Here is a 13097-nt window from a genome sequence, read left to right as displayed (position 1 = left end):
GCGACTTATTCTTCGACCTCAAGTCCGATGAGTTGGGCTTCGACCTCTAGCCGCAAAGCCGGCGACATATACCGGCCTTCGCTCACTAGCAATGCCTGAAGCTGTCGGCGGGCGTCGGCCTTATCCGGTAACTGAGCTAGTGCGTTGATGCGCTTGATAATGGCATCGGCTACGTTGGAATACTCATTTTCGACGCCAAAATGCGTTTGCATCAGCTCCGAATAACTGCTGCCCGCTGCCTGGTCGCCGGTAGTTTGCCTCGTGCTTAGGTCGAATACCGTAGCATTTTTGATGCTGGACGCAACGGCCGGCGAGTGCGTAGCGACAATGAATTGCAGGTTGGGAAACAGCCCCGTGAGCAGTGGCAGTATCTGATACTGCATTTCCAGATGCAGATGGGTTTCGGGCTCGTCAATTAGTACGAAACCGCAGGGGTCGTAGGTGTAGTCGTTCGCCTGCTTGCGCAACAGGTCAGTGCGCATCAGTAACTCGGTGAGGATGCTGAGAAAGGCCGAAAAGCCCGCCGAAAGCTGGTTGAAAGTAAAGCGTCGACCATCGGAGAGGTTAATGTAGAACTCGAAACTCTCGCGCACAAACTCAAGCTTGGTGCCGGGGTCTTCAAAGATTTTGGCGAGGGTTTCTTCCAGCTTGGTGAAGAATTGTTCTTGCTGCTTCGCGCCTTCCTGTTTGCCTTCCATCGTGTCGAATACTTGGAAGACTTTTTTATTGACTAGGTACTGCTTGAAGAATTCGGCAGGAGATTGATTAGGCTTTGATTCAGTAAGCCTAGCTTCTAATTCGCTTTCCTGAACAACTGTTGTAACATCCCTTACTTTTATTCCTCTTGCTGCTTCAAAAAAAGATAATAAAAGTTGAGACTTAAGTTGAGTCAGCGTTAAGTCAGAGTGTGACTCAGATACACTAGTAGCTTTCGTAGAAAAAAAAGGTCTAACTGTGCCCGATTTGTCAATTGCTTTTGGATAAACCAGGCGCCCACCTCCAATACCTAATGGCGGGGTGCTATAAGATTCTGATTCTTTAAGGATTTTAAAACGAATAAAATCAGATAGTGCTCGCAACACCGTCGTCTTCCCCGACCCATTTCGACCCGTCAGAATCAAATGCTTGAACTCCTCGCCTTCTTTAAACACCGGCACGGTCAGGTTTTTGACGGCGTAGGCATCGTTGATGACGAGGGATTGTAGATAAGGAAATTCGTGAGGGGTTATCATATAACAGCAAGGTAAACACAAGGCCAAGCGGGTGGAATGCGAAACTACGCACCACTGCCCGGAATGGCTGATGCCGCTCGCCAGGCCTTTTGAGGCGTAGCGGCGGGCCAGCAGTACGAGGTAATAGTTGGAACTGTCGATGCAGCTTTCATTGCGACCACACGCGAGATGCCTCGGCTACGCTCGGCACGACGGGCTTTTTCCAATCAATTAATACCCTATGCTCATTCCGGCCGCTCATTCAAATCCACCTTCGTCGTCTTGTTGATCGAAATGAACACGCCCACGAACAGCATGCGCGGGGCGGGCGGCAGCACGGCCACGCTGCGGAACTGGCCGCTGGCATCGGCGGTGCGGGCGTAGTTGTAGCCGTAGATATTGTTGCGCCCCAGCACGTTGGAAGCCGACACGTACACGATGGTGAACTGCCCAAACCAGTGGGTGAGGTAGCTCGCGTTCAGGCTCAGGTCCTGGTAGCTGGGCAGGGTGCTTTGGTTGTAGCCGGGCTGGTTGGGGTTGTGGTAGCGGCGGCCGCTGCCGTAGCTGTAGGTGAAGCCAAACTGCGTGTGCAGCTTCTGCACGTAGTATTTGCCCACCACGCTCAGGTTGTGCCGGGCGGCAAAGGTGGGCACGGCCAGCACGGGGTCGGCCCGGAACTGCCGGCGCGTGTCGAGGTAGCCGTAGCTCACCCAGTAATCGGCCATTTTGAAGGTGGTGCGGTCCCGAAACAGCACATCGAGGCCCCGGGCGTAACCGCGGCCGGCATTTTGGTAAGTACGGGAGTTGAAGGCGTTCTTGCCGTCGTAGGTCGTGAGTTGGGCGTAGTCTTTCTGATACACTTCGGCCCGCAGCGTGCGGGCCTGCACCAGGCGCTGGTAGGTAAGCAGGTAGTGGGCGGCCCGCTCGAACCGCAGGCGGGGGCTGACGCGCAGCAAGTCGGTGGTGGGCGTTTGGTAAAACCAGCCCCAGGCGGCGGAGAGCTGGCTGTAAGCACCGGTTTTGTAGGCCAGGCCCAGGCGCGGGGCCGCGTTCCAACGGCCCAGCAGGGCCGAATACTCGGTGCGCAGCCCCGCGCGGCCGGCCAGCCGGTTGGTGAGCAGCAGCTCGCTTTCGACGAAGCCCGCCCCGCGCTGCTCGTTTACGCCCAGGGCCAGCATCGGGGTTTCGGCAGCAGCTTGGTAGTGCTGGCGGTAGCGCTGGACGTAGCCTTCCATCCCCATTTTCAGGTTGAACCAGGTGCTGGCCGAGTCGTTGGTAAGCACCGCGCGGGCCACGGCCGACTGGTCGAGGTCGCGCACGGTTTGCACGTCGGGGCGCACGGTGTTCTCGTCCTGGGTCAGGGCCAGGCCGGTGTTCAGGCTCCAGCCCCGGACCAGGGGCGTGCGGTAGGTGGCGTTGAGGTAGGCGTTGTCGTTGGCCAGGCCAATGGGGTGGCCGGTGGCGGCAAATTCGGGGTTGGCGTTGGGCTGGCGCAGGGCCAGGCGCTGGCGGCTGTAGGTGCCGTACAGCTTGAGCATACCGGCCGCGCCAGTGCGGTGGGCCAGTTTCAGCGAGCCACCCAGCGCGAGGGGAGCCCGCTCCCAGCCCAGGCTTTGGGGCACCAGGTTGTAGTAAGGGGTCAGGTTGGTGTAATCGGCCGAAACGGCCAGCGAAGTCCGGTCCCAGCGCTTGGTGCGCGAGGCGCTGCCGCCCACCGACATGAGCGACAGCCCCGACTGCGTTTCCGGCGCCAGGTCGGTCGAGTGCTGCACCACCACGGCACTCAGCGCCTGCCCGTACTCGGCCGAGTAGCCACCCGTGCTGAACACCAGGCCCTTAAACAAGAAGGGCGAAAACCGCCCGCGGGCCGCCACGTTGGGCACCGAGCCCCCGTAGGGCGTTTGCACAGGCAGGCCATCGAGGTAATACTTGGTTTCGGAGGCAGCCCCACCGCGCACGAACAGCCGGCCCTCCTCCCCCACTCGGGTGGTGCCGGGCAGGGCGTTCAGCGCCCCGGCCACGTCGCCCAGCGCGCCGGCCGTGGTCACTATGTCGAGCGGCTTGAGCACGCTGCTGCGCTTCTCGTCGCTGGCTTCGAAAGCGCCGGCCGTCACCACCACGTCGCCGAGGGCGGCGCGGCTGGCTTTGAGCCGGAGATTGGGCAGCCAAATCGGTCCCTGGCCCAGCGTCACGGGCACTTCCAGCGGCTCGTAGCCCACGAAGGTGGCCACCAGCGTGAGCGGGCCGGCCGCGTGGTCGGTGCGGAAATCAAACCGGCCCAGCGAGTCGGTGCTGGCCCCGTCGAAAGCCATTTTCAGAAACACATTCACCCCCGGCAGGGGCTGGCCGGCGGCATCGCGCACGGTGCCCGTGAGGCGGGTAGTGGCGGGGGCTGCTTGGGCAGAAGGCGGGGATATTTGAGCAGTAACCGTCAGGGCGGTGAGCAAAAGCAGCAGGAGTAAGAGCAGTTTCATGAGGACCAGCAGTTAAGTACTGGTTCAAAGGTGGCCGCCGGCCCTGCCCATCCTCAATTTTGAGTTGCCGAAGCGTTGAAAGCGGCTGATGAACCACCCAAGTTTCCAGACCTGGCCGGGCGGCGCTGGCGGCCTCAAGCGCTTTGTGCGGCGTAATTCGCCTCACGTTATGCGCTTTCTTACCCCCGTAATTCCCCGGCGCCGACCGAACTTGCGCCGCCTTAACTTCCTCGCCTTATATATGAAAGCGCTTTGTTTTGACTCCTTTGGCGGCCCCGACGTGCTGTACTACGGCGAGGTACCCACCCCAGCCGCTCCGGGCCCGGCCGAGGTGCTGGTGCGTATGCGCGCCATTGGCTTGAATTTCGCCGATGTGTATCGCCGGCAGGGCCACTACCACTTGCTGGGACAGCCACCCTTTATTGCTGGCTACGAGGGGTCGGGCACCATCGAAGCGGTAGGCACCGCCGTACAAACCCTTAAAGTGGGCGACCGAGTGGCCTTCGCCGATGTGCCCTTTGCCAATGCGGAGCTGGTAACTGCCCCGGCCGATAAAATCATTCCGCTGCCCGCCGCCGTGTCGTTTGAGCTCGGCGCCGCCCTGCTGCTACAAGGCCTGACGGCCCACTACCTCAGCCACGACAGCTACCCCGTAAAACCCGGCGATGTGGTGGCCGTGCACGCCGTGGCCGGCGGCGTGGGCCAATTGCTGACCCAGCTAGTGCGCCAGCGCGGCGGCCGGGTGCTGGGCCTTACTTCTTCGCCCGAAAAAGCCGAAGCCGCCCGCCAGCTTGGGGTCGAAGCCGTATTTCTCTACGCCGACGATTGGGTGGCCCAACTGCGGGCCCACACCGCCGATGCCGGCCCCGACGCCATCTACGACAGTGTGGGAAGCACCCTGCCCCAAAGCCTGGAAGCCGTGAAAACCCGCGGCACGGTGGTGTTCTACGGCATGGCCGGTGGCAACCCCGCCTCCGTCGACCCGCGCTACCTAATGGATGCCTCCAAAACCTTAACTGAGGGCGACTTGTGGAACTACCTCGATTCGGCCCCGGAACGCCAGCACCGGGCCGCCAGCCTGTTCGAGCTGGTCGCCGCCGGGCAGTTGCACGTGCACATTGCCCGGCAGTTTGCGTTGGCCGAGGGCGCAGCGGCGCACCGCTACCTCGAAAGTCGGCAGAGCACGGGCAAGATTCTGCTGATTCCTTAAGAGGAACTCGGGTAAGGACTAAGCCAAATTTCAGGCTCTTGGCGCGGGGTAGAGTCACCTACTTGCGTCTGTTGTTAGACGACCGCGCTGCACGAAACGGCGACGCCTACTTGCGTCGCAACCGTGGAGGTTCCCTCCAAATAAAAGCGCTTACAGCTTGAATAACTCCGCGGCGTTGCGGGTAGTCGCTTCGGCTACTTCAGCCACGTCCTTGCCCAGCAGCTCGGCCACGCGGCGCAGCACCAGCGGCAGATAAGCCGGCTCGTTGCGCTTGCCCCGGTGCGGCACGGGGGCTAGGTAGGGGCAGTCCGTTTCGAGCAGCAGGTACTTCAGATCGATGCCCGGCAGCACCTTATCAGCCCCGCCGTTCTTGAAAGTCGCCACGCCCCCAATGCCCAGCAAAAAACCTAGCTTGATGACCCGCTCGGCTTCTTCAGGCGTGCCGGAGAAGCAGTGAAACACCCCGCGCAAGGTGCCATCCTGAGCGGCTTCCACTAGGGCCGCGGTTTCGGCGAAGGCCTCGCGGGTGTGCAGCACAATGGGCAAGTTGTGCTGCTTGGCCAGCTGCAGCTGAATCTTCAGCGCCTCCTGCTGCTCGGCCAGCAGGGTTTTATCCCAGTACAAGTCCAGTCCGGCCTCCCCCACCGCCGCAAAAGGCCGGCGGCCCAGCCAGGTTTCCACCTCATACAAATCTTGCTCAAAGCCCCGCTTGACGGAGCACGGGTGCAGGCCCATCATCGCAAAGCAGGTTTCCGGCGCCTGAGCTTCGAGTTCGAGCATGGTATCAATGCTAGAATGGTCGATGTTGGGCATCACGATGGTGCGCACGTCTGCTTCCTGAGCGCGGCGCAGAGCATCAAGCCGGTCGGCCTTAAATTGTTCGGAGTAGAGGTGAGCGTGGGAATCGGTGATGTGCATAGTGCGGCAAAGGTCGGCGTAAACGATAATTTTCGGCGATGAATCCTCATTTACAAGTTAGAATCGACGTTAAACGTGTAAGTACGTTTTACAACTGATAAATAGCGCCGTTTCGCGCTACGGTATACCGGCCCCAAATGATGACCGAACGACTCGACCGGTGTGGGGACGCAAACAACAAAGTTTGCGCTACGGCCCGTGCCAGCACACCGAGAACGAAACCGTACTAGAGCAGTTTCGGAGTGGGTGTACCGTAATGCGGAATTTTAGTCCGCGCTACAGCGGAATGCTCTTTTACAGATAGTTAAAGTCGAGGTGGTAAATGGCGTGGCACCCAAGCCTGTGGCTTCTCGACTCAATTGTAGCGCCGCCCCTTCCACACCACCGCCCCGCCAAATACCCGAAACCCAATGAGGCTGATGGTCATGGCTACTGTGTATAATTCAAAAGCCGGCAATAGTTGCCACGGCAGCCGCAGCCCGGCGCGGCGGTGTGCGAAATAAGCTAGCGCACCCTGCACCAAAACTTTAACGCCCCACATTCCGAGTGCCTCGCTTGGCCCAGCCACCCACGCCAGCCCGAACAGCGCAGGCCAAAAACCACTGAAGAAGAGCAATTCCAGTCGCAAGCGCAGCGGCAATGACTCCACACCACGCAGCCAGCGGCGGCGCTGTTTCATCAGGGCCGGCCACGTGAGGATGGGCAAGGAATCGGCGCGCGCTTCGGGGCTGAAAATCTGGCGGAAGCCGTAGCCCCGTGCTAGTACGGCTCGGAAAAGGGTAAAATCTTCCGTTACGGAGAAGGGCAACGCTTCATATCCTCCGGTGGCCTCGTAGGCGGTGCGAGTCACGAGCATATTATTACCCATGGCTGTCACTGGCCGGCCTAAATCACTGACGGTCTGAACCATGCTCAGCGAAAGCAACCAGTCGATACCCTGCAACCGGTGAAACAGACGGGGGCCGTGCACTGCCGTCACACCTGTCACGGTACCCACGCCAGGCGCAGCGTGAGCCAGCAGCGCCGTTATCCAAGTGGTAGGCAGGCTGATATCAGCGTCGGTGATGAAGAAAAAATCAGTAGTCGCGTGCCGGGCCAGGTGCGCCAGGACATTGGCCTTGCCCTGTGCCGCACCCAACGTATCAGCAATGGGAATAATCCGGAAGGAGCCCGAGAAGCCCCTCATGGCGGCCTGCGCTACAGCGGCGGTGCTATCGGTACTGGCATCATCACCAACCAGAATTTCCAATAAATCAGTTGGGTAGCTCAGGGCCCGAAGGCTGGCCAGACAGCGGGGCAGAGTGGCGGCTTCGTCGCGGGCGGCAATGAGAATGCTGACGCGCGGCAGCGGGGACGGCAGCGGCCCCGCGGGAATTGCCCCTCGCCGAGTGGCGAAACACCAGGCGATGTAAGCCATACCCAACAGCCAAAGTCCCAGAAAGCTCAGCAAAAAAAACAGCCAGAATCCGCTCACAGCGTCAGAAATTGAAAGCCTTGCTCGGCAAGGTGAGCCAACACCCGCGGCAATACGAAGCGCAGTCGAGCGCTAGCCTTGTGGCTGTCGTGAAACACCAGTACGTCGCCGGGTCGAACGGCGGCCAGCGTTAGCCGCAGGCAGTTTTCCGGACTCAAATCCGGGTCGTAGTCTCGGGTGAGTACAGACCACATAACCACTTGGAAATTCGTTTTCAGCAAGCGCAACAAGGGCCACGTTAGCCGGCCATAGGGAGGACGAAACAGAATCTTTTGCCGCGGTAGTATAGTTGCCGGTGGTTGGTTTTGGCTCGCGTGTTCAAGCTGTAGCCCGTCTAGCTCGGCCTGACAGCGGGCTACCCCCGCTAGGTATCGGAGCCGGGTGGTTGCCCAGGCGCTACGGTGCTGATGAGTATGGTTGCCCAGCCGATGCCCGGCGGCCAACGCGGCACGGGCGATGGCCGGATGACGCTCCAGGTTTTCGCCCACGCAGAAGAAAGTGGCCCGGGCCTGAAAATTAGTCAGTTGCTCCAACACCCAGGGTGTTTCTTCGGGAATGGGCCCATCGTCAAAGGTTAGGTATATAACCGGCGCACCAGCGGGCGTGATGGGCGGGCCAGTCCATTGGCAGCCGGGCAGCAAGGCATGCAGCAACTGGGGCGGGCGGGTGAGCAGAGCCGCTTCGAGCCAGGCACTCATCGGCGTCAGGAGCGCACTACGTGCATAAATGGCACTCCTGTATCTGGCAGAGGACCAAGCAAGGACGCCAATATCTCAAGGAAGGCGCTGGCCGTGCCGGGCTGCCCACCGGCTGGGCCACGGCTCAGATGGCGGTGCACGTCACCAGACCATTCGCCCACCACGGTGGGAGTGCCCGCCGGGCCACTCAGGCCCAATGTAGCTTCGAGGGTGAAGTAACGAGGCCGCGTTTCTTCCGCTTCGGTCTCGGCTGGCTCATCGTCTTCTTCGTATACGAGCGCCGAAAAGTGCGCCTCCATAGTAGCCTGGGGCGACGGCAGGTGAAACAAAGCTGTCGCCCGACCAGCCACCTCGTGCCAGCTCAGACGCAAGCCCTTGGGCGACACTTTCTCGCCAACGGACAGATTTTCACCTGCCTTATCCCACACGTAGAACAGCAGTTCGCGGGCCAGGTAGGGGTCGCTCAACTCGCGGCGCACCGAGGCCGGCCGGCGCCAAGCCAGCTGTGGCAGCAACACATGAGTAAAATTATATGGGTGTGAACGGGCCATAGCGAGCAACAAAAGTAACGCTTCGCTTGAAGAAGAATTCAGAATGAGGAAAGAAGAATTGGCTAATAAGGTCGAGAAGCCTCATTCTTCAATTGCTTTCAGCACGGCCGACCATAGCACCTCCGCACTGCGCGCCCATGAAAACCGGCTCAGGTTCTCGTAGCCGTGCATCACGAGTTGCTGGCGAAGGGCTTCTTCGTGCCACAGTCGGGTAAGGCCGGCGGCAATATTCTCGGCGTCATACGGGTCAACCAAAAGCGCCCCGCTTGCCCCAGCTACCTCCGGCATTGAGCTGAGATTAGATGTCAGTACTGGACATCCGCTGGCTTGGGCCTCTACGATGGGAATACCAAACCCCTCAAAATAAGGCACATATACAGCAGCCCGGGCAGCCGCGTAAAGGGCCGCCAACTCCGTATCAACGACGCGGCCGGTGAACTGCACCGTCGATTGGTGACGCATCTGCTGGTAAGCGTCGAAAATGGGGCCGGCTTTCCAGGCCTTGCGGCCGACAATGAGCAGTTGGACATCCGCCACCGCCGCGCCACCGGCGGCTTTGAAAGAATCAAAAGCCCGCAGCAGATTGCTTAGGTTTTTGCGCGGCTGCAAGGCTCCCACAAACAAAAAATACGGCTGTCCCTTGCTGAACCGGTGCCGTGTTTCCTGCTGGGCAGCTTCGGGCTGGGGATGAAAGAATTCGGCTGGTGCGTTATAGGCTATGCTAATTTTGGCCGGCACAATGCCGTACGTTTTTACGATGTCGGCTTTCGTGGCTTCCGACACGGCTACCAATTGCTGCGAGGCCCGCGCAAAGCGGGGCGAAAAAAAGAGGTAATATTTACGCTGAAGCAGGCCAACGTCGAGCGGAAAGTGCTCGAAAGCCAAATCGTGCAGAACCGTGGCGCGAGGCACGGTGGTATTGAGCGTCGTAAAGCCGTCAAGACTAAGAAAAGCCATCGGCCGGTGCTGCTTAAGCCATAGAGCTACGGCCCCTTCAAACCACGCCACGAACAGAAAAGGATGCCGCGCGGGCGGGTACAGCACATGCGGCACTACATTCGGACCAAACAAATAACGCGGGTCATAGGCCCGGTCGAATAGGAAGTGAAACGTCACCTCCGGATGCTGGGCTACCAGCCGGCTCAACGTCTCGTAGCTGAAGCGGCCGATGCCTTCCAGGTGGCCGCCGGGCAGCAGGAAACGAGTATTGACAGCGATGTGCAAGTACAGATTTAAAGATTCAAGATGAAAAATTAAAAAATATGCGAAGTTCAGTCAGGCGAGTCAGAATATTCTATTTTGCTTAGGAAGAAGTTGGGCAATTTCCTTCTTTTGCACTAAGCCTGTACCAAGCACAATAAGTGCAAAAACTACGGACATTATCCCAATTTCAATCCACCAGTCCAACATTTTATTTAAACTCGACTGAAGTAGGTACCATACCCCACACAATAGCACAAAAGCCAGCAGCAATCGAGCCAGCAAGCGGAAGGGTACGCCCACACTGGTGCGCCGTACCACCAACACCAAGTAGCCTATCGACACAGTCACCGCACAGAGTAGGGTATTGAGCGAGGCCGCTACAGCTCCATAACGAGGTAATAAAAACATATTCAGGCCAATATTTAGGGCAATGCTTAGGGCCACGAGCCAACTCACGGCTCGCTCGTGTGTGGTGCTAGTAAGCAAAGTGCTGTATATAGCGAAAAATGCGTGAACCAACACGTTGAGAAATAAAATCTTTAGGCACAAAGTCATGCGTGCCACCTCAGCGGGGGCACTGTGGCTGAACTGCCAGAACAGCAATTCACCTCGGAACAATACGAAAGCAACGATGAATAACATGGGTAAGGTAACTATACGCTGCCCAAACCAAAGTAACTGGCGCTGGGCCGCAGCATCGTGTGGTGCACTGGCAAATTTGGCAAAAAATAGTGGTAGAACCGTCCAAGCGTACATCATCACAGCATCGACCCAGCGGTAGGCACTAGCGTAATAACCAGCCTCGGTGGGTGAAGCTAAGCGTTCAAGCATCACCATGTCAATGCGCTCATTCACACCGTAAAGCAGGGTCATGAGAGCAAAAGGTAGACTAGCACGCAAGGCAATGCGGGCCACGCGTGCCTCCCAGCGGTACTTCACATGGCCAAACAGGCGCGTCATCAGACCGTAAAAAAGTGTGGTAGTAAAAACCGCCGCACCCAGCCGCGCCCCTACGTAGCGTGGCAGCGTGAGCCCAACCGGAATCATCACTAACACGGCGCCCAGTAACAGGAATTTCTCGACTACTGAGAGCACGGCGTCGGTATTGAACTTCTGGTGAGCTTGCAGAGCGCCGCGCAAAAACTGCCCGTACTGAGCTAGTAGCAGTGCAGTACCTACAATTGCGAGCAGCAGCAGTTCGATGCCACGGTAGCCCAACACCCACCCCACCATCACCATAGCAGCTAGGGCCACGGCGTTGAGGGCACCGCGCAGAGGCAGCAGCGTAGGAAAAGCTTCGGCCATGAAGCTGGGCTCAGCGGCCACACGCTGAACAGAATAGGGTGTGAGGCCTAAATCTGAGAGAGCTGTGACCACCAAAGTGAGAGCGGAAAGTGCTGTAATTAGACCAAATGTGGCGTGTCCGAGCCGGTCCTGCACTAGGTTTTCGACCACTACCCAGCCGGGTTTTACCAGTAGGTTGAGCAGGACGACGAAGCTGATATTGCCAAAAAACCGTTTGATACTGACTAGGGAGTTAAAATCAAAAGTAAAATTTGCGCTTACGTACAGCTTGCAAAGCTACGCATTAGGCTGGGGCAACTAAAGACTAACGGTCCTCTCAGGACCAAGTAATTTTGAGCTTTACCTGCATGTCGCTACTGATTCACTTAGCTCAAATACCCGATTTCTGCCAATTGTGCGGCAAACTTCGTCATCCGTTACCTTTGTTGCTCGTTATCAGTTTACTACTCGTGCTCAGAGAACCGACTGAAGACTTCGAGGAGATAAACGACTTCGGCCTGCATAAGCAAGCCGTGCTGAGCTAACACTCTTGCCCCACGGCATGACTTCACTCGACACCTTCTGTGTGGATGTTACAGCACCTAGACGCAACGGCGTTCGACGCTGACTCCCTAGGCTATAGTCTTGCGCGAACACTAGGTTGCCGAGAACTAATGTTACAGACGCCCAGATGTCATCCTGACCTAAAATGCGTATCGACTGCCCAGCCAACGGGCGTCAAATACGCGTCTTGGTATGCAAAATGGCCACGACCCTGCTGTGGGCTGACGCCAGTTGTGGTAGCTTCAAGATAAAATGCAGGCTAGGCGTTTGAATTGGAATCGCGATTATTTGGATGCCCTTGTATCCTAATTGCTAAATGCGTTTAGTTTGGGAAACTATACAAAGGCTACGATGGGCTATTTTCAGGCTATCTTTGCTCGACAATTTCCCGCTTATTACCTAATTCAATATAAGATTGGGATAAATGGATTTTACTTTTTATGTCTGCACCTTCTTTCTCGCTGATGGGTCTAGGACCCATTATTAACCGCTGGAAACCTTTCGTGGCCGGAGCCGTGGCGCTGACTGCCATCGTGAGTGTGGTAGTGGCCTTGCTGTTGCCTAATGTTTATCGCTCCACAGCTATTTTCATCCCAACCAACCCACAGACTACGGACCCTGACCGCCTTGTAGAAGGAGGCAAACTAGAGCTGGGGGGGCGGGCCGAAGACCTAGACCGCGCAATTACCATCGGTGAATCGCAGCCCGTAGCTGAGTTGATTATCAAAAAATTTGACCTCTATAAGCATTATAAAGCAGGCGAAGCAGGCGATGACGCCGCCGATAACTTTGTCTTAAGTGAATTTAGCGGGAACCTCTCCATTGTACACAACGAGCGGGATGCCATTGAGTTAACGTTCATAGATAAAGATAAAAACCTGGCTGCCCAAGTAGCAAATGCGCTGGTGCAGGTTATCGACTCAGTGAACCAGCAGTTGACTCTAGAGAATCGCCGCCAAGTGCTTACCCTCTACCGCCAGCGCTACAACTACCTCAGTACTAATTATGAACGCAGCCGCCAAGAATTAGTAGGTGCTCGACGCCGCTACGGTATCTTTGGCCTCGAAATGCAAGGCCGTTACATGGTAAAGCAGCTTATTGAAACTGAGGCCGCTCTACGCAAGGCAGAAGCTAGTGGTGGCGATGTAGCTGGCCTCAAGCGTGTTTTGCGTGGCCTTACTCGTACCGACGGAGGCAATCTCATCAATTTGGAAAGCTACGTACGTGGCACCGACTCGCTGAATATGTTCACTACCAGAGTGAACGACCTGCAAGGTCGCCTTATATCGGCTCGTTCGGCCTACGAAACGGCTGAATTGAGTATTAAAGGGAGAATTTCCAGCGTATATCTGGTACAGAAAGCCTATCCGGCAACCAAGAAATTTAAGCCTGTCCGTTCCCTCATCGTCATAGGTTCAGTGCTGTTGGTCTTCGTGTTGTCGGTGGTGTTTATCACCTTGCTAGAACTGTATCGCCATAACCGGTCTAACACCCTTCACCCTGCGTGAAT

At 57.4% G+C, this 13097-nt stretch carries 10 protein-coding genes; 2 read left to right on the top strand and 8 right to left on the bottom strand.

Annotated elements, in window-relative coordinates; all coding sequences use genetic code 11:
• Positions 1 to 5: 5 nt before the first annotated feature.
• Positions 6 to 1232: an AAA family ATPase gene (locus WX88_RS28955; RefSeq protein WP_046246243.1), complete on the bottom strand. Its 1227-nt coding sequence runs from the start codon at positions 1230 to 1232 to the stop codon at positions 6 to 8.
• 224 nt (positions 1233 to 1456) lie between these two features.
• Positions 1457 to 3685 (bottom strand): TonB-dependent receptor, encoded by a 2229-nt coding sequence (locus tag WX88_RS20320; protein ID WP_052732901.1) that lies wholly within the window; start codon positions 3683 to 3685, stop codon positions 1457 to 1459.
• Positions 3686 to 3926: 241 nt separating this feature from the next.
• Between WX88_RS20320 and WX88_RS20315 the strand changes: the two genes are divergently transcribed.
• Positions 3927 to 4895 carry a quinone oxidoreductase family protein gene (locus WX88_RS20315; protein WP_046246274.1) on the top strand — a complete coding sequence of 323 codons (969 nt, stop codon included), beginning with the start codon at positions 3927 to 3929 and terminating at the stop codon, positions 4893 to 4895.
• A 150-nt stretch (positions 4896 to 5045) separates the two neighbouring features.
• Here the strand turns inward: WX88_RS20315 and WX88_RS20310 are convergent, their stop codons facing one another.
• The 6 genes from WX88_RS20310 to WX88_RS20285 form a co-directional block, all read right to left on the bottom strand.
• Positions 5046 to 5813 carry a TatD family hydrolase gene (locus tag WX88_RS20310; RefSeq protein WP_046246242.1) on the bottom strand — a complete coding sequence of 256 codons (768 nt, stop codon included), beginning with the start codon at positions 5811 to 5813 and terminating at the stop codon, positions 5046 to 5048.
• Between the two features lie 355 nt (positions 5814 to 6168).
• Positions 6169 to 7287 (bottom strand): glycosyltransferase, encoded by a 1119-nt coding sequence (locus WX88_RS20305; protein ID WP_052732900.1) that lies wholly within the window; start codon positions 7285 to 7287, stop codon positions 6169 to 6171.
• Complete coding sequence (locus WX88_RS20300; RefSeq protein WP_052732899.1) at positions 7284 to 7985, bottom strand: polysaccharide deacetylase family protein; 702 nt, start codon at positions 7983 to 7985, stop codon at positions 7284 to 7286. The genes WX88_RS20305 and WX88_RS20300 overlap by 4 nt, the downstream gene beginning before the upstream one ends.
• 5 nt (positions 7986 to 7990) lie before the next feature.
• A complete protein-coding gene (locus WX88_RS20295) occupies positions 7991 to 8536 on the bottom strand; it encodes a hypothetical protein (RefSeq protein WP_046246241.1) in 546 nt (181 codons plus the stop codon).
• A gap of 81 nt (positions 8537 to 8617) precedes the next feature.
• Complete coding sequence (locus tag WX88_RS20290; protein ID WP_046246240.1) at positions 8618 to 9760, bottom strand: glycosyltransferase family 4 protein; 1143 nt, start codon at positions 9758 to 9760, stop codon at positions 8618 to 8620.
• Positions 9761 to 9820: 60 nt separating this feature from the next.
• Positions 9821 to 11242, bottom strand: coding sequence for an oligosaccharide flippase family protein (locus WX88_RS20285; RefSeq protein ID WP_262489853.1), 1422 nt, complete (start codon positions 11240 to 11242; stop codon positions 9821 to 9823).
• A 785-nt stretch (positions 11243 to 12027) separates the two neighbouring features.
• Between WX88_RS20285 and WX88_RS20280 the strand changes: the two genes are divergently transcribed.
• Positions 12028 to 13095, top strand: a complete 1068-nt coding sequence (locus WX88_RS20280) for a GumC domain-containing protein (protein ID WP_082116177.1) — start codon at positions 12028 to 12030, stop codon at positions 13093 to 13095.
• The last annotated feature ends 2 nt before the right edge of the window (positions 13096 to 13097 follow it).

The organism is Hymenobacter terrenus (genome assembly GCF_000972495.1).
Taxonomy (GTDB): domain Bacteria; phylum Bacteroidota; class Bacteroidia; order Cytophagales; family Hymenobacteraceae; genus Hymenobacter; species Hymenobacter terrenus.
Note: the sequence above shows the minus strand (reverse complement) of the source record. Positions and strands in the feature narration are given on the sequence as shown.